At 72.2% G+C, this 21,052-nt stretch carries 20 protein-coding genes and 2 riboswitches; of the genes, 9 read left to right on the top strand and 11 right to left on the bottom strand.

Going from position 1 to position 21,052, the window contains the following annotated elements; translation table 11 throughout:
- Positions 1-136: 136 nt before the first annotated feature.
- A riboswitch (cobalamin riboswitch) is annotated at positions 137-210 on the bottom strand.
- Positions 211-359: 149 nt separating this feature from the next.
- Positions 360-436: riboswitch (cobalamin riboswitch) on the top strand.
- A 132-nt stretch (positions 437-568) separates the two neighbouring features.
- From HET64_RS00580 to pgm, 3 genes are all read left to right on the top strand, one after another.
- Entirely contained in the window at positions 569-2,014 is a 1,446-nt protein-coding gene (locus HET64_RS00580; protein ID WP_215101032.1) for a hypothetical protein, read from the top strand.
- Positions 2,015-2,209: 195 nt separating this feature from the next.
- On the top strand, positions 2,210-3,277 hold the full coding sequence (locus tag HET64_RS00575; RefSeq protein WP_215101030.1) for a chitinase: 1,068 nt from the start codon (positions 2,210-2,212) through the stop codon (positions 3,275-3,277).
- A gap of 216 nt (positions 3,278-3,493) precedes the next feature.
- Positions 3,494-5,137, top strand: coding sequence for a phosphoglucomutase (alpha-D-glucose-1,6-bisphosphate-dependent) (gene pgm / locus HET64_RS00570; RefSeq protein ID WP_215101028.1), 1,644 nt, complete (start codon positions 3,494-3,496; stop codon positions 5,135-5,137).
- 41 nt (positions 5,138-5,178) lie between these two features.
- Here the strand turns inward: pgm and rho are convergent, their stop codons facing one another.
- The 3 genes from rho to HET64_RS00555 all read right to left on the bottom strand — a co-directional run bounded on the left by rho (position 5,179) and on the right by HET64_RS00555 (position 8,442).
- Entirely contained in the window at positions 5,179-6,318 is a 1,140-nt protein-coding gene (gene rho, locus HET64_RS00565) for a transcription termination factor Rho (protein ID WP_215101026.1), read from the bottom strand.
- Between the two features lie 343 nt (positions 6,319-6,661).
- On the bottom strand, positions 6,662-7,957 hold the full coding sequence (locus HET64_RS00560) for an MFS transporter (RefSeq protein WP_215101018.1): 1,296 nt from the start codon (positions 7,955-7,957) through the stop codon (positions 6,662-6,664).
- Positions 7,954-8,442: a MarR family transcriptional regulator gene (locus HET64_RS00555; RefSeq protein WP_308369688.1), complete on the bottom strand. Its 489-nt coding sequence runs from the start codon at positions 8,440-8,442 to the stop codon at positions 7,954-7,956. Before HET64_RS00555 ends, HET64_RS00560 begins: the two co-directional genes overlap by 4 nt.
- 90 nt (positions 8,443-8,532) lie before the next feature.
- Here HET64_RS00555 and HET64_RS00550 point away from each other — a divergent pair, with 90 nt between their 5' ends.
- Positions 8,533-9,192: an MSMEG_1061 family FMN-dependent PPOX-type flavoprotein gene (locus HET64_RS00550; protein WP_215101016.1), complete on the top strand. Its 660-nt coding sequence runs from the start codon at positions 8,533-8,535 to the stop codon at positions 9,190-9,192.
- A gap of 136 nt (positions 9,193-9,328) precedes the next feature.
- On the opposite strand, the gene meaB is transcribed toward HET64_RS00550, so the two are convergent.
- Genes meaB through HET64_RS00535 form a run of 3 tightly spaced genes read right to left on the bottom strand, consistent with a single transcriptional unit; the run spans position 9,329 to position 14,466 of the window.
- On the bottom strand, positions 9,329-10,366 hold the full coding sequence (gene meaB, locus HET64_RS00545; protein ID WP_215101014.1) for a methylmalonyl Co-A mutase-associated GTPase MeaB: 1,038 nt from the start codon (positions 10,364-10,366) through the stop codon (positions 9,329-9,331).
- A gap of 12 nt (positions 10,367-10,378) precedes the next feature.
- Positions 10,379-12,604, bottom strand: a complete 2,226-nt coding sequence (scpA, locus tag HET64_RS00540) for a methylmalonyl-CoA mutase (protein WP_215101013.1) — start codon at positions 12,602-12,604, stop codon at positions 10,379-10,381.
- On the bottom strand, positions 12,604-14,466 hold the full coding sequence (locus tag HET64_RS00535; protein WP_215101011.1) for a methylmalonyl-CoA mutase family protein: 1,863 nt from the start codon (positions 14,464-14,466) through the stop codon (positions 12,604-12,606). The genes scpA and HET64_RS00535 overlap by 1 nt, the downstream gene beginning before the upstream one ends.
- A gap of 267 nt (positions 14,467-14,733) precedes the next feature.
- On the opposite strand from HET64_RS00535, the gene HET64_RS00530 reads away from it, so the two are divergent.
- Both HET64_RS00530 and HET64_RS00525 read left to right on the top strand, forming a co-directional pair.
- Positions 14,734-15,252: a DUF6325 family protein gene (locus tag HET64_RS00530; RefSeq protein WP_215101009.1), complete on the top strand. Its 519-nt coding sequence runs from the start codon at positions 14,734-14,736 to the stop codon at positions 15,250-15,252.
- Between the two features lie 121 nt (positions 15,253-15,373).
- Positions 15,374-16,171 (top strand): tyrosine-protein phosphatase, encoded by a 798-nt coding sequence (locus HET64_RS00525; RefSeq protein ID WP_215101007.1) that lies wholly within the window; start codon positions 15,374-15,376, stop codon positions 16,169-16,171.
- 112 nt (positions 16,172-16,283) lie between these two features.
- Here the strand turns inward: HET64_RS00525 and HET64_RS00520 are convergent, their stop codons facing one another.
- Both HET64_RS00520 and HET64_RS00515 read right to left on the bottom strand, forming a co-directional pair.
- A complete protein-coding gene (locus HET64_RS00520) occupies positions 16,284-16,814 on the bottom strand; it encodes a hypothetical protein (RefSeq protein ID WP_215101005.1) in 531 nt (176 codons plus the stop codon).
- Positions 16,811-17,389, bottom strand: a complete 579-nt coding sequence (locus HET64_RS00515) for a hypothetical protein (RefSeq protein ID WP_215101003.1) — start codon at positions 17,387-17,389, stop codon at positions 16,811-16,813. Before HET64_RS00515 ends, HET64_RS00520 begins: the two co-directional genes overlap by 4 nt.
- Positions 17,390-17,610: 221 nt before the next feature.
- Here HET64_RS00515 and HET64_RS00510 point away from each other — a divergent pair, with 221 nt between their 5' ends.
- A complete protein-coding gene (locus tag HET64_RS00510) occupies positions 17,611-18,015 on the top strand; it encodes a DUF1992 domain-containing protein (RefSeq protein ID WP_215101001.1) in 405 nt (134 codons plus the stop codon).
- Positions 18,016-18,046: 31 nt separating this feature from the next.
- Complete coding sequence (locus tag HET64_RS00505; RefSeq protein ID WP_215100999.1) at positions 18,047-18,544, top strand: GNAT family N-acetyltransferase; 498 nt, start codon at positions 18,047-18,049, stop codon at positions 18,542-18,544.
- A 78-nt stretch (positions 18,545-18,622) separates the two neighbouring features.
- Here the strand turns inward: HET64_RS00505 and HET64_RS00500 are convergent, their stop codons facing one another.
- Positions 18,623-19,003: a VOC family protein gene (locus tag HET64_RS00500; protein WP_215100996.1), complete on the bottom strand. Its 381-nt coding sequence runs from the start codon at positions 19,001-19,003 to the stop codon at positions 18,623-18,625.
- Positions 19,004-19,207: 204 nt separating this feature from the next.
- On the opposite strand from HET64_RS00500, the gene HET64_RS00495 reads away from it, so the two are divergent.
- Positions 19,208-19,756 (top strand): DUF6328 family protein, encoded by a 549-nt coding sequence (locus HET64_RS00495; RefSeq protein WP_215100995.1) that lies wholly within the window; start codon positions 19,208-19,210, stop codon positions 19,754-19,756.
- 6 nt (positions 19,757-19,762) lie between these two features.
- Here the strand turns inward: HET64_RS00495 and HET64_RS00490 are convergent, their stop codons facing one another.
- Both HET64_RS00490 and HET64_RS00485 read right to left on the bottom strand, forming a co-directional pair.
- The gene (locus HET64_RS00490) at positions 19,763-20,575 is read right to left on the bottom strand and encodes a VOC family protein (RefSeq protein WP_215100993.1); all 813 of its coding nucleotides are present in this window, start codon (positions 20,573-20,575) and stop codon (positions 19,763-19,765) included.
- A 110-nt stretch (positions 20,576-20,685) separates the two neighbouring features.
- The gene (locus tag HET64_RS00485) at positions 20,686-21,027 is read right to left on the bottom strand and encodes a DUF6479 family protein (protein ID WP_215100991.1); all 342 of its coding nucleotides are present in this window, start codon (positions 21,025-21,027) and stop codon (positions 20,686-20,688) included.
- Positions 21,028-21,052: the final 25 nt, after the last annotated feature.

Below are 21,052 nucleotides of genomic sequence, written 5' to 3'. Positions count from 1 at the left end.
CTCGTGTCGTCCGGGCGGGCCCCGCGTGGCAGACGGCTCCCCGGGCAGGACACGGCCACGAAAGGGCCGCCCGCAGGGAGCTGTTCGAACCACGCCGTAGTCCGCGACGGCGTTTCTCGCTGAAATTCCTGGCCCCAGGCATTCCGGCTCGCCCGCGCGGTGGCGGGCCTACGGTTGCGGGTCAGCGCCGGATTCCGACCGGCTTCCCCTGGGGCTGAGTGCGTATCAGGCGGATTGGAACACGCTCTCGAAGAGACCGTCAAGGTGGCCTGTGTCTCCTTCGCGATCGTCCCGGCGCACGCCCGGACCGTCCCTGGCGCGGCCGTGCCGCCTCGGGTAGCGTCCTGGCCTGCCGTAGGGGGGAACCCGGTGCGAATCCGGGGCTGACGCGCAGCGGTGTGGGACGGCTGGGGGCCGTTCCCGAGCCCGAATGCCCAGACGGTGGTTGTCCCAGGAGAAGCCGTACCCACGCGTCCGGGCGTCGGCCACCCCGGCCTGCCCTTGCCCCGCCCCGCGCGGCCCGGGAGGCGCTGTGGTGCCGTGCGCCCCTCATCCCAGGAGCAGGCACATGCCCCGTTCTGTCACATCCCGCACGCCCAGCGACTCTCGTATCTCCCGTAGGTCCCGCCGCTTCGGCCTCGTGGCGCCCGCCGCCCTCGGGGCGTTCGTCCTCACGGCGCTCCCCGCCGCCGCGACGTCCACCCCCGCCCAGATCGCCACCTCGAAGACCAACGGTGTGACGTACGTCAAGTCCCTCCAGGCGGCCGACGGTTCGTACGCCGGCTCCGGCCTCTCCAACGAGTGGGCGTTCAGCGCGCTCGCCGCCGCCGGTACGGCCGCCGTGGACGTGACGCCGGGCGGCGACGCCACCAAGAACGCCCGCACCGTCTACCGCAACCTCCTGGCCACCCCCGGCTGGCCCTCCGCCACCCCCGTCGTCACCGACTACCAGCGCGGCACGCTCAACGCGTACGCCGCCGGGATCGACCCCGCCCGGGTCTCCGCCTCGCGCAACCTGATCGCCGACATCTACGGCTACTGGCAGAACGCGGAAGCCGGCTACTTCGGCCCGTCCGCCAACTACAACGGCACCGTCTTCGCCGCCCTCGCCCTGGGAGGTGCCAGAACCCAGACGGGCGCCCAGCGGATCCCGCAGGCGCTCGTCGACAAGGTCGTCACCCGCCTGCGAGCCAATCAGCACAACGACGGCGGCTGGACCTACGCCAAGGCCGAGGGCAACGCGACCGAGCTGAACAAGCCGGGCGACGTCGACATGACCGGTGCCTCGATGGCCGCGCTCTGCGTGTCCGGCGTCCCGAACACCGACCCCGACATCCTCCAGGCCAAGGCGTTCCTCAAGAGCAAGCTGGTCAACACCTCCGGCGCGTTCAACGCCATGTACGGCATCAACACCAGCTCCAACGGCTGGGCCGTCTCCGGGCTCAACGCCTGCGGCATCAACCCGCAGACCGGCGACTTCCTCACCCCGGCCGGCAGAACCCCGATCGACTTCCTGATCGCCCAGCAGTTCACCCCGGGAGGCGGCTTCAAGTACCAGCCCTCCGACACCACCCCGTCCGCCTACTCCTCCCTCGACGCCCTGCGCGCCGTCGCGGGCGGCGGCTTCACCGCGGCGCCGCCCACCCCGGTCACCGCGGGCGCGCCCAAGTGGGTCGCGGCGGGCGGCTTCACCGCCGGTACGGCGACGAAGCTGGCGCTCACCGTGGACGACGGCACCGGCGCCCTGAAGGTCTGCTCGGTGGCGTTCACCCCGACCGGCACGACCACCACCCTCGGCGACGTGCTGGCCGCCGCGACGAGCGCGTCCACCCCGGCGGGCTGCGTCACCTCCGTGGTCCCCGCCTCCGGCACCGGAACCATCACCTCCGTCAACGGCAGGGCCAACGCCGGCTCGGCGACCTGGAAGGTGTCCGTGGACGGTTCGGCCTTCTCCGGGGCCGCCCGCAACAAGACGATCGGCGTCGGCGACACCATCGCCCTGCGCTACTCCTGACCCGGTCCGGTGACGGGGGCGCGCACCGCCTGCGCGGACGGTTCCCCCCTTCACCGGGTACGGGCAGTCTGGTCCAGACCTCTTGACCGAAGGTCTGGACCATTCTACGGTTTGGCAGGGTCACGACATAGGGCGGGACGGGGCGAACCTTTCGTCCCGTCGGCGGCGGACCCGGGCTGGAAGGACATACGGATCATGGGGCGTACATCACGACTGCTGGGCCTCGGCCTGGCCGCGGCACTCGTCGTACCGATGCTGGTCGGAGCCGCGCCTCCGAAGTCCGCGGAGACGAACACCGCGGCCGCCGAGACCTGCGCGGTCAAGTCGAAGCCCACCGGCAAGGTGCTCCAGGGGTACTGGGAGAACTGGGACGGGGCGGCCAACGGCGTGCACCCGCCGCTCGGCTGGATCCCGATCACCGACTCCCGCATCACCCAGCACGGCTACAACGTCATCAACGCGGCCTTCCCCGTCATCCGCTCCGACGGCACCGTCCTCTGGGAGGACGGCATGGACAACACCGTCAAGGTCGCCACTCCCGCCGAGATGTGTCAGGCCAAGGCCTCCGGCCTCACCACCCTCATGTCGATCGGCGGAGCCGCGGCGGGGATCGACCTCAGCTCCAGCGCGGTGGCCGACCGGTTCGTCCAGACGATCGTCCCGATCCTGAAGAAGTACAACTTCGACGGCATCGACATCGACATCGAGACCGGCCTCGTCGGCAGCGGCAACATCAACCAGCTGTCCGCGTCGCAGTCCAACCTCATCCGCATCATCGACGGCGTCCTCGCCGCGATGCCGCCGAACTTCGGCCTCACCATGGCCCCCGAGACGGCGTACGTCACCGGCGGCAGCGTCGTCTACGGCTCGATCTGGGGCTCGTACCTGCCCGTCATCAAGAAGTACGCCGACAACGGCCGCCTGTGGTGGCTGAACATGCAGTACTACAACGGCAGCATGTACGGCTGCTCCGGCGACTCCTACTCCGCGGGCACTGTCGCGGGCTTCACCGCCCAGACCGACTGCCTCAACAAGGGGCTGGTCATCCAGGGCACCACCATCAAGGTGCCCTACGACAAGCAGGTCCCCGGCCTCCCCGCCCAGCCCGGCGCCGGCGGCGGCCACATGTCCACCGGCCTCGTCTCGCAGGCCTGGAACCACTACAACGGCTCCCTCAAGGGGCTGATGACCTGGTCCCTGAACTGGGACGGCTCCCGGGGCTGGACCTTCGGCGACAACGTGAGGTCACTCCAGGGCCGTTGAGCCCCCGCCCGTACGTGTCCGCGCCCCCGGTCCGCTCCGGACCGGGGGCGCGGCGCCGCTCCGGCCGGGGAGCGACACGAGGAAGGCGTGAACCGGTCGCGCGCCGGGGCGGCCGGGAGAGCAGAATCGGGTACGGACCGGGGTGATCGTTTCCCCGGTGCGCCGGGCCCGTCCCCCCGCGGGCCGGCCGACGACGAAGACGTACGAGGAGCCCCGATGGTGCACGAACGGGCCGGTCACCCGGCGCAGTCCGCAGACCTGGTCGACGTGGCACGGCTGGTGACGGCCTATTACGCCCTCCACCCCGATCCCGCCGAGCCCGCGCAGCGGGTGGCCTTCGGGACCTCCGGCCACCGCGGCTCCGCGTTCGCCGCCGCGTTCAACGAGGACCACATCGCCGCGACCACCCAGGCGATCTGCGACTACCGCGACCGCCAGGGCACCGACGGACCCCTGTTCCTCGGCGCGGACACCCACGCGCTGTCCGAACCCGCCCGGGTCACCGCCCTGGAGGTGCTCGCCGCCAACGGGGTCACCGCCCTCATCGACAGCGAGGACGGCTACACCCCGACCCCCGCCGTCTCGCACGCCATCCTCGCGTACAACCGGGGCCGCACCGGGCACCTGGCCGACGGCATCGTGGCCACCCCCTCGCACAATCCGCCCGCCGACGGTGGCTTCAAGTACAACCCGCCGAACGGGGGGCCTGCCGCCTCCGAGGCCACCTCCTGGATCCAGGACCGGGCCAACGCCCTGATCGAGGCCGGACTCGGAGTGGTCCGCCGGATGCCGTACACCCAGGCCCTGGCCGCCGACACCACCCACCGGTACGACTTCCTGACCGCGTACGTCGACGACCTGCCCTCCGCCCTCGACCTCGACGCCGTACGGGACGCGGGAATCCGCATCGGCGCCGACCCCCTCGGCGGCGCGTCCGTCGCCTACTGGGGGCGGATCGCGGAACGCCACCGGATCGACCTCACCGTCGTCAACCCGCTCGCCGACCCCACCTGGCGGTTCATGACGCTGGACTGGGACGGCAGGATCCGCATGGACTGCTCGTCCCCGCACGCCATGGCCTCGCTGATCGCCCAGCGCGACGCGTACGCCATCTCCACCGGCAACGACGCGGACGCCGACCGGCACGGCATCGTCACCCCCGACGGGGGCCTGATGAACCCCAACCACTACCTGGCCGTCGCCATCGACTACCTGTACACCCACCGCGACGGCTGGGGCGCCGGGACCGGCATCGGCAAGACCCTGGTCTCCTCGTCCATGATCGACCGGGTCGCCCAGGACCTCGGCCGCACCCTGGTGGAGGTCCCGGTCGGCTTCAAGTGGTTCGTCGACGGCCTCTACGACGGCAGCCTCGGCTTCGGCGGCGAGGAGTCCGCCGGGGCCTCCTTCCTGCGCCGCGACGGCCGGGTCTGGACCACGGACAAGGACGGCATCCTGCTGGCCCTCCTGGCCTCCGAGATCACCGCCGTCACCGGTTCCACCCCCTCCCAGCACTACGCGCGGCTCACCGACCGCTTCGGCGACCCGGCGTACGCCCGCGTCGACGCACCGGCCACCCGCGAGGAGAAGGCCGTCCTGGCCCGGCTCTCCCCACAGCAGGTGAAGGCCGACACCCTGGCCGGAGAACCCGTCACCGCCGTGCTCACCGAGGCGCCCGGCAACGGAGCGCCGATCGGCGGCCTCAAGGTCTGCACCGACAGTGCCTGGTTCGCCGCCCGTCCCTCGGGCACCGAGGACGTCTACAAGGTGTACGCGGAGAGCTTCCAGGGCCCCGGCCACCTCGCCCAGGTCCAGGAGGAGGCCAGGGCGCTGGTCTCCGAAGCGCTCGGCGACGCCTGATTCCTGTCGTCGCCATCCGCCACCCCGACCGGTGCCGGCGCTCAGGCGCCCGGCACCGTCGGCTGCACCTGCCGCAGGAAGGCCGCGTTGTCCGGGGTGCGCCGGACCCTGTCGAGCAGTACCTGAAGGGCGCCCTGGCCGTCCCGCGTGCTCAGGGCGCGGCGCAGGGCCCTCACGGCCATCAACTCAACCTGGCCGAAGAGGAGTTCCTCACGGCGGGTGCCGGATCGGGCGATGTCGACGGCCGGGAAGACCCGTGCCTGGGCGGCGGAGCGGTCCAGGCGCAGCTCCATGTTGCCGGTGCTCTTCAGCTCCTCGAAGAAGAAGTCGTCGGCCCGCGAACCCGTTTCCACGAGGGCCGTCGCCAGGATGGTCAGCGAACCGCCCTCCTCGGCACAACGGGCCGCGCCGAAAAGCTTCTTGGGGCCGGACAAGGCCGCCGCGTCGACGCCACCGCTGAGGGTCCGGCCGCCCGCGCGGGCCGCGTTGTTGTGGGCCCGGCACAGCCGGGTGAGGGAATCCAGCAGGATCACCACGTCCCGGCCCTGCTCGACGAGGCGCCGGCCTCGCTCGACGGCGAGTTCGGCCAGGGCGATGTGCTCCCGCGCGGGCCGGTCGAAGGTCGACGCGTACACCTCGCCGCGTACGGAGCGGCGCATGTCCGTGACCTCCTCGGGTCGTTCGTCGAGCAGCACCACCATCAGGTGCGCCTCGGGGTGGTTGGTGGCGACCGCGGCGGCCATCTGCTGCAACAGCACGGTCTTGCCCGTACGGGGCGGTGCGACGATGAGACCGCGCTGGCCCTTCCCGACGGGGGAGACCAGATCGACGATGCGCGGTGCGGGTCCGCCGTGCGGCGTCTCCAGGCGCAGCCGCTCGCGGGGGTGGACGGGCGTCAGGTCGCGGAAGCGGGCACGGCCCCGCAGCTCCTCCGCGGCGAGTCCGTTCACACGGTCGACCGAGGACAGGACGCGCGGCCGGTCGCAGCCGCCCTCGACCGCGTCGCCCTTGCGCAGCCCGAGGCGGCGGACCAGGGCGGCCGACACCTGGATGTCGTCGGGGGAGGGGTGGCCGCCGTGGACACGGAGCATGCCGTGGCCGTCGTCGGCGGTGTCGAGGAGGCCGGCGACCCGGACGGGGCGCTGCTTCCCGGTCGCGGGGCGTTCGAGTGTGGTGGTCATGGGAGGGGTCCTTTCGCGGACAGGCGAATGAGGGGACCGGCGAACGGAGGGGCGGCGAGAATCACGCCACGCACCGAGGGCACGGAAGGCCCTGGGCCGGAGAGACAGCGAAAACGCTGGGAAGGAGCTGGATCGCCGGTCGGAAAGGACGGGCGCGACAGCGGTGGAGAGGAATGAGCACCGGTGCCCGATGAGAAGGGGCATGCACATGTGCTCATCGCACTGTACCACCGCGAGCCGGGGGTGCGAGGGAAATTCGTCGGTACATCGGTCGGAACAACCGTCCGACGGGGCGCCCGCCGTACCGACCGTCCGCGTGCCGGCGGTCGGCGTCGGAACCGGCCTAGTCGGGCGCCGCTTGTGCCGGGGCGAGGGGCTTGGGGGCGGACGGCTTCTCGGGGGCGGTCGGCGTGCGGTAGGCGCGCAGGGGCGCGTTGGTCGCGTACACGGCGGCGATCGCCAGGACGGCGGACAGCCCTCCGGAGACCAGCGAGAAGGAGGCGGAGGTGGCCGACGCCACCAGGCCGCCGCGCACGTTGCCGAGTTCGGGGCCCGCGACGCCGATGACATGCTCCACCGAGGAGACCCGCCCCCGAAAGGCGTCCGGGGTCTCCCACTGGATCAGCGCACTGCGGGTGACGACGGAAACGGTGTCGGCGGCGCCCGCCACCGCCAGACAGCCGAGCGCCAGCCACAAAGGCCCCGCCAGGCCGAAGCAGGCAAGCGCCAGGCCCCAGGTCCCTGCCGCGTAGAGCTGCACGAGACCGGCGCGGCGCCGGCGCGTCACCGTGCCGGAGAGCAGGCCGGCCGTGATCCCTCCGACCGCGACGGCGGAGAGGAACAGGCCGAGGGTCCGCGGGTCTCCGCCGAAGCGGTTCTCGTTGACCAGGGGGAAGAGCGCGATGGGCATGGCCAGCAGCGTCGCGGACAGGTCGGTGGCCATCGAGCCCCACAGCGTCGGGCGGCGCAGCACGATCAGCAGACCGCCGCGCTCCGTCCGGGGTCCGCCGCCTGCCGCGCCGGTGCCTTCGGGGCGCATGGCGGGCAGGCGGACCACCGCGAGCAGTGCGATCGCCACGGCCACGGCCTGGGCCGCGTACGCGGCGGCGAAGCCCCAGCCGGCGATGATCAGCCCCGCCAGCGCGGGACCGGCCAGCATCGCCGCCTGGAAGGAGACGTTGGTCAACGCGAGCCCGGCCGCCACCTGGTCGCCCGGCAGGAGCCGGACCGGGAGGGTGCGCCGCGCGGGTGCGCCGAGAGCGCCGCAACTCGTTCCCAGGGCGACCAGGGCGAGCAGCAGCAGCACGCTGCGGTTGTCCGCCAGGGCCTGGGCACACATCCCCGCGGCGGCCAGTACCTGCCCCGCGGTGCTGGCCCGTACCACCGTACGGCGGTCGTAGGCGTCGGCCAGGGACCCGCCGAGCAGGCCGAACAGCACCATCGGCAGACCGGTGGCGAGCCCGATGGCACCCGTGCCCACCGGGCTGCCCGTCAACTCCCAGACCTGGGCCAGCACCGCCACATTGGCTGCCTGGCCGCCGAGTTGGGAAACGGAGGTGCCGATCCACAGATCGCGGAACGGCTGATTGCCCCGGAGCGGGCGGGTGTCGAGGAACGGGCCGCCGGCACGCCGCTTCATCGCGGTGGCTCGGTCAGATGGTCGAGGATCCGCTGCCGCATCGACCTCCGCTCCAGGGCCTGCCGCACCTCCTCGACGACGGCGGTCATCGCGTACGGGACCTCGCTGTCCAGCTCGGCGACCGTGCTGTGGGTGGCGCGCCACTCCGCCTCCAGGAACGGCACCAGCGACCGGGCGTGGTCGGTGAGGTCGATGCGGCGGGTGCGGGCGTCGGGCCCGGGCTCGGAGGTGACGAGCCCCGCCTTGCGCATGGCGGCGACGGTCTGGCTGATCGCGGAATGTGAGCGCCCCAGGGACTTCGCGAGCCCGCGGATGGTCAGCGGTCCGGTGTGCGCCAGCCGGATCAACGGATAGGCGAATCGGGGCCGTACGCCCTCGATGCCCCGCTCGATGTAGACCTGCTCGATCTCGGCGTCCATGGCTGCCAGAAGTTCGTGGAGGGAGTGCCAGGGGTCGGGGCGCGCTGTGGGATCGGAATGTGTCACAGTGCTAATATAACAGCGCTGCGACAATGTTCGTGCCCTTCTGTCCACCGGCCGGGAGCGGCCGTGGGCCGGGTCGTTAGGGTCGTGCGCATGACGACATCACTGGCCGGCAGCGCCTTCGACTCGCTCCGCTCCGACGCGGTTTCGGACCAGGAGGCGTTGCGCCGTGCATACGCGCTTCCCGGCGACGCGGCCATCCGCAAGCAGATGACCGAACTCACCGATCAGACGCGGCGGTTGATCAGCTGCTCGTCACTGGTCCTGATCTCCAGCGCGGATGCCGAGGGCAACTGCGACGTCTCCCCGCGCGGCGGCCCCACCGGGTTCGTCAGCGTCCTGGACTCCCGGACGGTGGCGATTCCGGACGCGACCGGCAACAAGCGCCTGGACACCCTGCAGAACGTCATCGCCACCGGTCGGGCCGGACTGCTGTTCCTCGTCCCGGGGCGGACGACGACGCTGAGGGTGAACGGCCGGGCCTGCGTCTCCACCCGCCCGGAGCTCCTGTCCCAGCTGACCGCCGTGGGGAAACCGCCGGTCAGCGCGCTGGTGGTGGGCATCGAGGAGGTCTACCCGCACTGCCCCAAGTCGCTGATGCGCAGCGGGGCCTGGAAGCCGGAACAGTGGCTGCCGGCGGACGCCCAGCCCACCTCGGCCGAGGTGACGCTGGCCCAGCTGCGGATGCCGCGGCTGACGATCGCCGACATCGAGCGGAACGAGGCGGAGTCGCTGAAGTACCGGTACGAGTAGGTGGCCCGGCCGGACTGTCGGAGGGGCCCTGGGCCGCCGTGCCCTGCCCGCCGGGGCCCCTTTGCCCGCCGGTCTCCGAAAGCGCCGAGGCCCCCTGGCGGATGCCAGGGGGCCTCGGCGGGCGACGGTGACGCCGTCAGCCGGACTCTTCCGAGCCACCCTCGCGACGCGCCACGCCCTCACGGAACTCGCCCCCGCGGAACACCCCGAGGATCTCCTCGGCGGCCAGCGTCGCCGTCAACGTGCCCTCCCGTACCCGCTGTTCGAGCTCCGGTGCGAGCTTCCGCACCGCCGGGTGGCTGTGCAGACTGTCCAGCAACTCGTCGCGGACCATCGTCCACGTCCAGTCCACCTGCTGGTCGCGGCGCTTGGCCGCCAGCCGGCCGGTCGACTCCAGGAGCGTCCGGTGCTGCTCCAGTCGCTCCCACAGGGTGTCGAGACCGCTCGACTCGCGCGCGCTGCACGTGAGCACCGGGGGGGTCCAGGCCGCGTCCGCGGGATGCATCAGCCTCAGCGCGCCCGCCAGTTCGCGCGCGGCCGAGCGGGCGTCACGCTCGTGCGGGCCGTCGGCCTTGTTGACCGCGATGGCGTCCGCCAGCTCCAGGACGCCCTTCTTGATGCCCTGCAACTGGTCGCCGGTACGGGCCAGCGTCAGCAGCAGGAAGGTGTCGACCATGTTGGCCACCGCCGTCTCCGACTGCCCGACGCCCACCGTCTCCACCAGCACCACGTCGTAACCCGCGGCCTCCATCACCACGATCGACTCCCGGGTCGCCTTCGCCACCCCGCCCAGCGTGCCCGCCGTGGGGGAGGGGCGGACGAAGGCGGCCGGGTCCACCGCGAGGCGTTCCATCCGGGTCTTGTCGCCCAGGATGGAGCCGCCCGTACGGCTGGAGGACGGGTCGACCGCCAGCACCGCCACCCGGTGCCCGAGCCCCGTGAGCATCGTGCCGAGCGCGTCGATGAACGTGGACTTGCCCACGCCCGGCACCCCGCTGATCCCGATCCGCCGGGCCGCCCCCGCGTGCGGCAGCAGCCGGCTCAGCAACTGCTGCGCCAGCACCCGGTGTTCGGCCCGCGTCGACTCGACGAGCGTGATCGCGCGCGCCACGAACGCCCGCTTCCCGTCGAGCACTCCCTGCACATAACCGTCGATGTCGATCTTCGCAGCCATCCGGTCAGCGGCTCACAGCTCGTGTCCGAGCGCGGCGCCGAGCCGCGTCACCAGGTCGTGGGCCGCGTCCGGGATCACCGTCCCCGGCGGGAAGACCGAGGCGGCGCCCGCCTCGTGCAGCGCCTCGATGTCCTGCGGCGGAATCACCCCGCCCACCACGATCATGATGTCCTCGCGCCCCTCGGCGGCCAGTTCCTCACGCAGCGCGGGCACGAGCGTGAGGTGTCCGGCCGCCAGCGACGAGACGCCCACGATGTGCACGTCGGCCTCGACGGCCTGCCGCGCCACCTCGCCGGGAGTCTGGAACAGCGGGCCGACGTCCACGTCGAAGCCCAGGTCGGCGAAGGCCGTGGCGATCACCTTCTGGCCCCGGTCGTGCCCGTCCTGCCCCATCTTGGCGACGAGGATGCGCGGACGGCGGCCCTCCGCCTCCTCGAAGGCCTCGACCAGTGCACGGGTGCGGTCCACCGAAGGGGACTCTCCTGCCTCTTTGCGGTACACACCGGAGATCGTACGGATCTGCCCGGCGTGCCGCCCGTACACCTTCTCCAGCGCGTCCGAGATCTCCCCGACCGTGGCCATCGCCCGCGCCGCGTCGACCGCCAGCGCCAGCAGGTTGCCCTCCAGGCCCGGGCCCGGGTCACGCTCGGCGGCGGCCGTCAGCGCGCGCAGCGCCTCCTGGCACGCCACCTCGTCGCGCTCCTCGCGCAGCCGGCGCAGCTTCTCGATCTGCTGGGTGCGCACCGAGGAGTTGTCGACCTTGAGGACGTCGATCTTCTCGTCGGTCTCCACCCGGTACTTGTTCACCCCGATCACCGGCTGCCGCCCGGAGTCGATCCGCGCCTGCGTGCGTGCGGCGGCCTCCTCCACCCGGAGCTTGGGGATGCCCGCGTCGATGGCCTTCGCCATGCCGCCGGCCGCCTCGACCTCCTCGATGTGCTGCCAGGCCCGGTCCGCCAGGTCCCGCGTCAGCTTCTCCACGTACGCGCTGCCGCCCCACGGGTCGATGACCCGGCAGGTGCCGGACTCCTGCTGGAGCAGGAGCTGCGTGTTACGGGCGATGCGGGCGGAGAAGTCGGTGGGCAGCGCCAACGCCTCGTCCAGCGCGTTGGTGTGCAGCGACTGGGTGTGCCCCTGCGTCGCGGCCATCGCCTCCACGCACGTACGCGTCACGTTGTTGAACACGTCCTGCGCGGTCAGTGACCAGCCGGACGTCTGCGAATGGGTGCGCAGCGAGAGGGACTTGGGGTTCTTCGGGTCGAACTGCCGCACCAGACGCGCCCACAGGAGCCGGGCCGCCCGCAGCTTCGCGACCTCCATGAAGAAGTTCATGCCGATCGCCCAGAAGAACGAGAGCCGCGGCGCGAACGCGTCGACGTCCAGCCCGGCCTCACGTCCGGCGCGCAGATACTCCACCCCGTCGGCCAGGGTGTAGGCGAGTTCCAGGTCGGCCGTCGCCCCGGCCTCCTGGATGTGATAGCCGGAGATCGAGATGGAGTTGTAGCGCGGCATCTTCTTCGAGGTGAACGCGAAGATGTCGGAGATGATCCGCATCGACGGCGACGGCGGATAGATATAGGTGTTGCGGACCATGAACTCCTTCAGAATGTCGTTCTGAATGGTCCCGGCCAGCTTCTCGGGCGGTACGCCCTGTTCCTCGGCGGCCACGATGTACAGCGCCAGCACGGGGAGCACCGCGCCGTTCATCGTCATCGACACCGACATCCGGTCCAGCGGAATGCCGTCGAACAACTGGCGCATGTCGTAGATCGAGTCGATCGCCACCCCGGCCATGCCGACGTCGCCGGTCACCCGGGGATGGTCGCTGTCGTAACCCCGGTGGGTCGGCAGGTCGAAGGCGACCGACAGACCTTTCTGACCTGCCGCGAGGTTGCGCCGGTAGAAGGCGTTGGACTCCTCGGCCGTGGAGAAACCTGCGTACTGACGGATCGTCCAGGGCTGGTTGACGTACATCGTCGGGTAGGGCCCGCGCAGATACGGGGCGATCCCCGGATACGAGTGCAGCGCGTCCAGGCCCTCCAGGTCCTCACCGGTGTAGAGCGGCTTGACCGTGATCCCCTCGGGCGTCTCCCAGAGCGGGGCATCGGAGCCGTCGGCGGCCTTCGTCACGGCCGCCTGCCACTCCTCGGCGGAACCGGCGGGCGGCTCGGCCGCCGTGAGCGGCACGTCGGAGAAGTCGGGAACGGAGGGTTTCCGGTCCGTGGGCGATGTCGGCATCACGCCACTCCCATGCGGTCGAGTACGGAGGTGAGAACGGCGACCGCGTCGCAGCCGGCGAAGACATAGGAGTCGACATCGGCGTACTCGCCGGGGCGTCCCGCGAGGAACACCCGCGCCGCTCCTGCCGACTTCAGCGCACCGGCCACCTGCTCCGCCTGCTCGGCGTACAGCGCGTCCGACGAGCACAGAACGGCGATGGTCGCCCCGGAGGCGGTCAGCGCGCCGGCGGCGGTGTCCGCGTCCACCGACACCGGATCGTGGACCGCCTCGATGCCGCCCGCCCCGAAGAGGTTGACGGCGAAGGAGACCCGCGCGGTGTGCGCGGCGGCCGGACCCAGCGCGGCGACGAACACCTTCGGGCGGCTCCCGGCCGCCGCGAGGTGCGCGTCCGACCGGGCGCGCAGCGCCTCGAACGCCTCGTCCCGCCGGACCCGGGGCAACCCGCCCGGAGCACCCGCGTACGCGTCGGGCGCGGGCTCCCGCTCCACGGGGCGCTCGCCCGGCTGCGGGAACTCGCTCACCCCGGTGATGGGCTCCTTGCGACGGGCCAGCTTCGCACTGCGTGCGGTCCAGGTGGCGGCGAGCCGCTCCGCGACCATCCCGGAGCGCAGGGCGGCGGGCAGACCGCCGGCCCGCTCGGTCTCCTGGAAGAACGACCAGGCGGCCGAGGCGAGTTCGTCGGTCAGACGCTCCACGTACCAGGAGCCGCCCGCCGGGTCGATGACCCGTGCCAGGTGCGACTCCTCCATGAGGATCGTCGAGGTGTTACGGGAGATCCGCCGCGCGAACGCGTCGGGCAGGCCCAGCGCGTGATCGAACGGCAGCACGGTCACGGAGTCCGCGCCGCCCACCCCCGCGCCCAGCGTGGCCAGCGTGGTGCGCAGCATGTTCACCCACGGGTCGCGCCGCGTCATCATCACCGGCGAGCTGACGGCGTGCTGCCGCTGGGATCCGGCGGCGGGGGCTCCGGAGGCCTCGGCGACCCGCGCCCACAGCCGGCGTGCCGCGCGCAGCTTGGCGATGGTCAGGAACTGGTCGGCGGTGGCCGCGTAGCGGAACTCCAGCTGCCCGCAGGCCGCTTCCACGCTCATCCCGGCCCCGGTCAGGGCCCGCAGATAAGCGACGCCGGCGGCCAGGGAGAGCCCCAACTCCTCGCCGGCCGAACCGCCGGCCTCGTGGTAGGGGAGCGCGTCCACGGCGATGGCCCGGATTCCCGGGTACTCCGCGTCGCACACCCGCGCCCAGCGCACGGCGGCGGTGAGGTCCGCCCCGACGCCCGTCCGGGCCTCGTGGCCGAGCGGGTCGGCCCCCAGCGTGCCGCGCGCCTCGCTCTTCGCGACGCCGCGTTCCCCGTGAAGCCGCAGCAGCTCCGTCGCCGCGGCGTCCAGGTCGGCGGGGGCGTCGAGGGCGATGGGCGCGAGGTCGAGGTACACGCCTTCCAGCGCCCGGGCGAGCCCGTCGACGGGGACGCCCACCGGGCCGCCCACGGTGAGCCAGAGGGAGGTGACGCCGTTCTCCAGATCGCCGAGTACGGCCTCGTTGAGCCGTACGGGGTCGGTCAGGTTATGGCGTTGGCGCACATCCCAGCCGCCTGCCGCGTTCCCCTCGGCCCTGCTGCCCCGGGTGAACGGGGCGAAGCCGGGAAAGCCGGTGTCCGGCGTCTCGTCTTGCGCGGTGTAGAGGGGGCGGGTGATGAGCCCGTCCTCCAGTGTGGTGGACAGCGCTTCCTCGGCGGCCGAGCCCGAGACTTCCTTGCCCGACTTGCGCAGTACGCCCTCTACGAGGGTCTGCCACTGGTCATGGGAGGGGTCGGGGAACGCGGCGGTGGGAGAGAGCCCGTCAGCAGGCTGGACCGTCATGGTCAGATGCTAGGCCAGTGCGCCGAACCAGCAGCAGGGGCGCATGCTGTGACCTTGCCCTCTCGCTCAGGTACGTGATCCGTTACATACGGTCGCATAGTCGGCGTGGCGGGTGGGCGGCGGCAACACGACGGTTCTCGACATCGGGATGAATCAGGACAGTGATGCATATTATGTGCGAAGTTTCCTGATTTTCTATGTCATCCCTGGAATGCCGTATCCACCCCGGCGCCCCCGTGGCCGCCGGGATACGGAGAGGACGCGACCGTGGCCGTCGGACCTGTGGAGTACCTCGTCATCGCCTTCCCCGGCAGTCGTTTCACCGGGGCGGTCGCCCCCGCGCTCGCCGGCGCCGTGTCGTCCGGAGCCGTACGGGCGGGCGACCTGGCCTTCGTCACCAGGGCCGAGGGCGGCGCGCTGGCCCCGGTGGAACTGCGGGAGCTGGACCCCGAGGGAGTGGTTCCCGCCGATACGGCGGAGGGCGGGGCGGCGGCGGCCCTGGGCGCGGAGGACCTCGAGAGGCTCGACCGGGCAGTGCCCGCGGGCGATGTCGTGGCGATCGTCGTCCGGGAGGACCTGTGGACCACACGGCTCGCCCGCGCGGCCCGCGAGGCCGGCGGCACGTTCGTCGCGCACGAGCGCCTCGGGGCCGGTGCGTCCGGTGACCAGGAGGTCACGGGGGACGACATCATCACCCGGCTGGAGCGGCTCGCCGAACTGTGGAGGCGGGAGGTCCTCACCGACGCCGAGTTCGTGGAACAGAAGACGAAGCTCCTGTCGGACTGATGTCCGGCCGACGCCCCGGGAGGCCGCCCGGCGTTCTCCGGTGGCGCTTTCCTTACTGCATACGACGTTGATCCTGATATGTGGAATTCCTGGAATTCATCGGGGAAAGAGGCAGTTCATCGTGCAGACCGCCCGAACCGTTCCGGCCGCCACCGTTGTCAATCTGCGCGACCTGGGCGGCATCGCCCTGGGCCGTGACCGCCGGGTGCGCCAGGGCGTCCTGTTCCGCTCGGGTCAGCTGAGCGAGCTCGACCCGGCGAGCGACCGGGCGGTGTCCGCGCTCGGTATCCGCACCGTCGTGGACCTGCGCACCGCCGACGAACGCCAGTGGGCCCCGGACCGGCTGCCGGACCGGGCCAGGCTCTTCGTCGCCGATGTCCTGGGCGACCACCCGGGCGTGGCGCCCGCCCGGCTGCGGTCCCTGCTCGCCGACCCGGCGGAGGCGGAACGGACGCTGGGGGGCGGCCGGGCCGAGGAACTGTTCGCCGAGACCTACCGGAAGATGGTCCTCTCGCCGGGCGCCGCGGCCGCCTACCGGGCCTTTCTGGAGACGGCCGCCGACCCCGGTGCGCGCCCGGTGCTCTTCCACTGCACGGCGGGCAAGGACCGCACCGGCTGGGCGGCAGCCGTCCTGCTGATGCTCCTGGGGGCGGCCCGCGCGACGGTGCGGTCGGACTTCCTCGCGGTCAATCCCGCCGTACGGGCCGCCTTCGCCCCGTACGTGGCGAAGTTCCTGGACGGTGGCGGCGACCCCGCCGTCGCCGCGGCGGTCATCGAGGTCCGCCCCCGCTACCTGGACGTGGCGCTCGACGCCATGGACGAACGCTGGGGCGGCCTCGACGGCTACGTACGCGACGGGCTGCGCGTACCCGACGCCGTACTGGAGCGGCTGCGCGAGGGCCTCGTGATCCGCGGCTGAACCGGCCGGAGCGCGGCGCCGGCACCAGGGCGGGGACGCGGAAAGGCGGCCGGTCCGGCAGGGAGTTCCCCGGCCGGACCGGCCACCTTTCGACGTGCTGGAGCGGTCCCGGCTACAGGCGCACGAGGCGTTCCGTCAGGTCGCGGTAGTGCTGGAGGGCGATCCGCAGATCCTCGGTCTCCGCCCCGGTGGCTGGGTCGCTCCCGTCCTTCCCCGCGCGCAGGCGCCGCCCACGCTCCTCCAGGGCGGCCCCGAGGCTCGCGACGACCTCGTCGAAGGTGGCGTCGGCCTCCCGCACCGCCCGGTGCGGGTCCTCCACGAACCCGGTCACCGCCTGCTGGATCCGGGCGGCGTACGCCTCCTGCTCCTCGGGGGCGAACAGCGGCCTGCCGGGGTGCGCCCCGTCCTCGGCCGGCCCCCGGGCGGTGTCCGGTCCGGCGTGCGGGACCGTGGGGCCCGGGGCTTCGGAGACCGCGGGGCCGGGGGCGGTACGGGGGTCCGCCCCGGTGCGGCCGGCCGGCTCCTCGCCCGTGACCGTCCTCGGAGCCGTCACGGGCGCGCCCGGGCCCCTCACGGGCGTACCCGTGTCGATGGGGCCCGCGCCCTCGGGCAGATCCGACTTTCCGTTCGGTGTCCGCGTCATGATGTACCGCGTCCCTTCACCAGATGACTGTTGCCGTGTTCACGGCCCGACGAACCGTCCGCGAGCAGGCCGTCGAAGAGCCCGCGGGCCTCGACCAGGGCCTCACGCATCTCCTCGGTGCTCACCTCCCCGCGACGAGCGGCGTGCACCCGGCGGTAGCCGTCGACGTGCGCTGCGTGGTGGACGGAGAGCGCGTCCGTACGGTCCTCGAAGTCCTCGCCGTCCGGGAAGCCGCGCTCGCGCGACAGATCGGCCAGCAGCGCGTCGGCTTCGGTGAGCGACCGCTCCGGCGATTCCACGAAGAGCTCTTGGGCGCTCGCCCAGCGGGCGGCGTACCGTGCGCGCGCCTCCTCGGTCAGCGGGCGCTCGTCGAGGTGCCCGTGCCGCTTCACCCGGTCGCCGAGCTCCTGCTCGGCCGCCGCGGTGTCCCCGCCGTGCCGGGCGACCACGCGGTCGTACTCCGGCCCGAAGCGGCCACGCAGCCCCCTGCCGCCGGCCGGACGTCCACGGAGCAGGAAGAACGCGGCGACGGCCGCCACGGCGACCACGGCGATGATGATGATCGCTGTCGTCATGGCTACCTCCCCCGACGCTCATCGGCCGGTACGTAGCTCTGCTGTCGCACAGTGGTCAACCCCTTCCGGTCCGAGCCCGGCGGCAACCGCCGAGCGATGTACAGGGGTTCGTGTACCCCCGGATCCCCGTTCGAGGCAGCGGCCCTCCGACGGAAGGGCTCCGCGCAACGCTCTGTGTAGGGTGAACGTGTCGGATCGGCGGCAGGTCGGAGGGGCACGCGATGACGGAGCGCAAACCACCGGGGGTCAGTTTCGAGTCCTGGGTCGACCGGCAGATCCACGAGGCTGAACAACGCGGCGACTTCTCCGCGCTCCCGGGCTTCGGCAAGCCGATCGCCGGCCTGGAACGCCCGTACGACGAGGCCTGGTGGATCAAGCAGAAGATGCAGCGGGAGGGCGTGTCGATGCTGCCGCCCGCGCTGGCCCTGCGCAAGGAAGCGGAGGACGTACCCGGCGCGGTCTCCGCGGCCCGCACCGAGGCCGAGGTGCGGCGCATCCTGACCGAGGTGAACGAGAAGATCGAGCGGGCGATCCGGATGCCTCCCGAGGGCCCGCCGCTGCGGCTGGTCCCCTTCGACGTGGACGGGACCGTCCGCCGCTGGCGTGAGGAACGCCACCCGGCCTGAAGCCGCCACCACGGTGCCGCATACTCGCCGTATGGGATCGGGCAGGGCAGTGCGGCGGCGCGGGCGCACCCCACAGCGTGCCGACGTGACGGTCCGCCGGGCCTCGGCGGGCGACGCCGGCCGGCTGACCCGGCTCGTCCGCACATCGGGTGCCTACGAGGGCCCGTACGCCCCGATGGTCGAGGGCTACCGGGTCGGGCCGGACTACATCGAGGCGCACCGGGTCTTCGTCGCCGCGGACAGCGGTACGGGCCTGGTCCTCGGCTTCTACGCGCTGCTCCTCGATCCGCCGGAACTGGACCTGATGTTCGTCGCCGACTCCGCCCAGGGGCTCGGCGTCGGCCGACTGCTCGCCGCGCATCTGCGCGAGGAGGCCCGGAGCGCCGGACTCACGGCAGTCCGGATCGTCTCCCACCCGCCCGCCGAGGGCTTCTACCGGAGCATCGGCGCCGAACCCGTCGGCACGGTGCGGGCCGACCCGCCGGCGGTCATGTGGGACCGCCCCGAACTCCTGCTCCGCATCGGCTGAGGCGAGCCCTGCCGGGAATGACCGGAGCCCGGCCGCGGTGCGCGGCCGGGCTCTTGGACGGGGTGCCTGGGAAGGTGATCAGCCGCCGTACGGGCGGGTGATCAACTCCATGCCATGACCGTTCGGATCGGGGAAGTACACGCCCCGTCCGCCGTCGTTGTGGTTGATCTCGCCGGGAATCTTCTGATGGGGATCGGCGAAGAAATCGATCCCCAGAGCCTGGATCCTCGCGAACGCGGTGTCGAACTCCGCCTCCGAAATGAGGAAGGCGTAGTGCTGCGGGGTGATCGAAGCGGCGGGAATCGTCGCGAAATCCAGCGTGACGCTGTTCGCGAGAACGACCGGAACGAACGGACCCCACTCTTCTCCGACCGTCAGGCCCAGCAGGTCCGCCAGGAATTCGGCGGACTCGCGGTTGTCCCGGCAATGGACGATGGTGTGGTTCAACTCGACTGACACGGTGGAATGCCTCCAACGGGCATCTCACGGGCTACCTCCACGCCTCACCCGGCCGGTGACCGACGCGCGATGCCCTGCCGTGATCATAGGCGGGCCGCACACACCGGTCCACGGGGTTGGGCCCGTGCCCGTGGGGAACCTGTGAGATCCGGCCACCGGCACACCGCCGTCCCCGCCGGGGCCCTGAAGGGAAGGGGAGGCCACGTGACATCCAGCAGAGGCCGTCAGGAGACCCAGGAGGAACGGGCGGACCGGCAGTGGTCCGAACTGCTCCAGGAACTGCGCGTCGCCCAGACCGGGGTGCAGATCCTCTTCGGTTTCCTGCTCGCGGTGGTCTTCCAGTCGCGCTTCGAGGACCTGAGCGACACCGACCGGAACATCTACGTCGTCACCGTGATGCTCGGCTCGGCGACTGCGGCGGCGCTCATCGGCCCCGTGTCGTACCACCGGCTCCTCACCGGCCGCCGGATGAAGCCCGAGACGGTCATCTGGGCCTCCCGGATGACCGTGCTCGGCCTCGTGCTGCTGTTCTGCACGATGTGCTCGGTGCTCCTGCTGATCCTGCGCGTCGCCCTGCACAACCAGCTGGCCCTGTGGCTCGTCGGTGCCATGGCCCTCTGGTTCGTCGCCTGCTGGTTCGTCTTCCCGGTATGGGCCCTGGCCCGGGGGCGCTCCGGCCGACGGGAGACCGACGACGGGGAAGGCGACGCGGACGAGGTCGAGTCGTCCCAGCGGGGGAGCGACACCACCTGAAGCGGGTCAGGCCGGGCTGCGCACATCGGTCACCGCGAAGAGCGCGCCGTCCGGATCCCGCAGGGTGACCTCGGTGCCCCCGAAGCCGGTGCGCTCCTCGACGAGGGCGCCGCCGTGCCGCCCGGCCGCGGAGACCGTCGCCGCCAGATCCACCACCGGGAACTGGACCTGCCAGTGCGGGCGCACCAGCGGGTCGACAGCCGCCTCCACCGCCCCGGAGCTGATCCGGGCCAGCGGATGCCCCTCGCACCGCACGATGACCTCGTCGCCCTCGTACGCGACATCGCAGCATCCCGGCCGCCCGCTCGCCCAGTCGAGCACCTCGCCGTAGAAGATCGCCGCGTCGAAGGCGTTACGGGTCCGCAGCCGCAGCCAGGCGTGCGCGTGGTCGGCCGGGGCCGGCGGCGAGGCGGAGGCCTCGGTGCGCTCCCAGAGGCCGAAGGAGGCTCCGTCCCGGTCCGACGCCAGCACCCCGCGCCCCTTGCCGAGCGTCAGCGGCCCCACCGCCACGGTCCCGCTGCGCTCGCGGATCCGGGCGGCGGCCACGTTCGCGTCCTCCACCGCGAAGTACGGCGTCCAGGCCACCGCGACCTGGTACGCCGAGGAGACGGCGAAGACGCCGGCCACCGGGATCTCACCGCGGTAGGCCACGGAGAAGTCGGCCCCGAGCCGACCGGGGCGGAACGACCAGCCCAGGACCTGCCCGTAGAACCGCTCGGCGGTCTCCCGGTTCCGGGCCATGAGGGTGACCCAGCACGGTGCGGCCGGCCCCGTCAACGGTGCCGGCGAGGAGGCCGTACGGGGATCGCTTCCGGTCATCGTCCACTGCCTTCTTCGGGGAGCGGCGTCCTGCCCGGCCGCTGCGGTCCAGCAACCAGCCTCGACCGGCCCGCCCGGTCCCGCAACGCGGGCCCGGCCGACGCCCCCGCTCAGCCGCGCTGCTGCTCCTCGTCGGGCGGCAGCGGACCGTTGCCGTGGTCCTTCAGCTCATACGGGGACAGGGCGTGGCCGTCCGCGGGGAACCGGTCGGAGGCGTGCGGGTCGTGCTGGTCGATGTGGGTGCGCCCTTCCGGCTGCCGCGGCTGCTCATGGGGCTGGGGCGGCGGCGGCTCGGCGTCGTGCTTGCGCTTGCTGAGGATGAAGCCGCCGATAAGCAGGGCGACGACGGCCAGCGCCACGATGGGCATGACGACCCCGAGGGCCCCCGCGCTCGCCGCGAGCGGGACCTCGGCCGACACCTCGACCGCATTGACTGCATTCAGAACATCCATGTGATGCGCATACCCCGGGAGAAGG

It is taken from the genome of Streptomyces sp. McG3 (genome assembly GCF_018619185.1).
Taxonomy (GTDB): Bacteria; Actinomycetota; Actinomycetes; order Streptomycetales; family Streptomycetaceae; genus Streptomyces.
Note: the sequence above shows the minus strand (reverse complement) of the source record. Positions and strands in the feature narration are given on the sequence as shown.

Excerpts from the sequence above, each read along its gene's own strand:
- HET64_RS00505 (WP_215100999.1), top strand. The coding sequence starts at position 18,047 with ATGGGATCGGGCAGGGCAGTGCGGCGGCGCGGGCGCACCCCACAGCGT.
- HET64_RS00520 (WP_215101005.1), bottom strand. The coding sequence starts at position 16,814 with ATGACGCGGACACCGAACGGAAAGTCGGATCTGCCCGAGGGCGCGGGC.
- scpA (WP_215101013.1), bottom strand. The coding sequence starts at position 12,604 with ATGCCGACATCGCCCACGGACCGGAAACCCTCCGTTCCCGACTTCTCC.
- HET64_RS00560 (WP_215101018.1), bottom strand. The coding sequence starts at position 7,957 with ATGAAGCGGCGTGCCGGCGGCCCGTTCCTCGACACCCGCCCGCTCCGG.
- HET64_RS00535 (WP_215101011.1), bottom strand. The coding sequence starts at position 14,466 with ATGACGGTCCAGCCTGCTGACGGGCTCTCTCCCACCGCCGCGTTCCCC.
- HET64_RS00485 (WP_215100991.1), bottom strand. The coding sequence starts at position 21,027 with ATGGATGTTCTGAATGCAGTCAATGCGGTCGAGGTGTCGGCCGAGGTC.
- HET64_RS00575 (WP_215101030.1), top strand. The coding sequence starts at position 2,210 with ATGGGGCGTACATCACGACTGCTGGGCCTCGGCCTGGCCGCGGCACTC.
- HET64_RS00580 (WP_215101032.1), top strand. The coding sequence starts at position 569 with ATGCCCCGTTCTGTCACATCCCGCACGCCCAGCGACTCTCGTATCTCC.
- HET64_RS00550 (WP_215101016.1), top strand. The coding sequence starts at position 8,533 with ATGACGACATCACTGGCCGGCAGCGCCTTCGACTCGCTCCGCTCCGAC.
- HET64_RS00515 (WP_215101003.1), bottom strand. The coding sequence starts at position 17,389 with ATGACGACAGCGATCATCATCATCGCCGTGGTCGCCGTGGCGGCCGTC.
- HET64_RS00490 (WP_215100993.1), bottom strand. The coding sequence starts at position 20,575 with ATGACCGGAAGCGATCCCCGTACGGCCTCCTCGCCGGCACCGTTGACG.
- pgm (WP_215101028.1), top strand. The coding sequence starts at position 3,494 with ATGGTGCACGAACGGGCCGGTCACCCGGCGCAGTCCGCAGACCTGGTC.
- meaB (WP_215101014.1), bottom strand. The coding sequence starts at position 10,366 with ATGGCTGCGAAGATCGACATCGACGGTTATGTGCAGGGAGTGCTCGAC.
- HET64_RS00510 (WP_215101001.1), top strand. The coding sequence starts at position 17,611 with ATGACGGAGCGCAAACCACCGGGGGTCAGTTTCGAGTCCTGGGTCGAC.
- rho (WP_215101026.1), bottom strand. The coding sequence starts at position 6,318 with ATGACCACCACACTCGAACGCCCCGCGACCGGGAAGCAGCGCCCCGTC.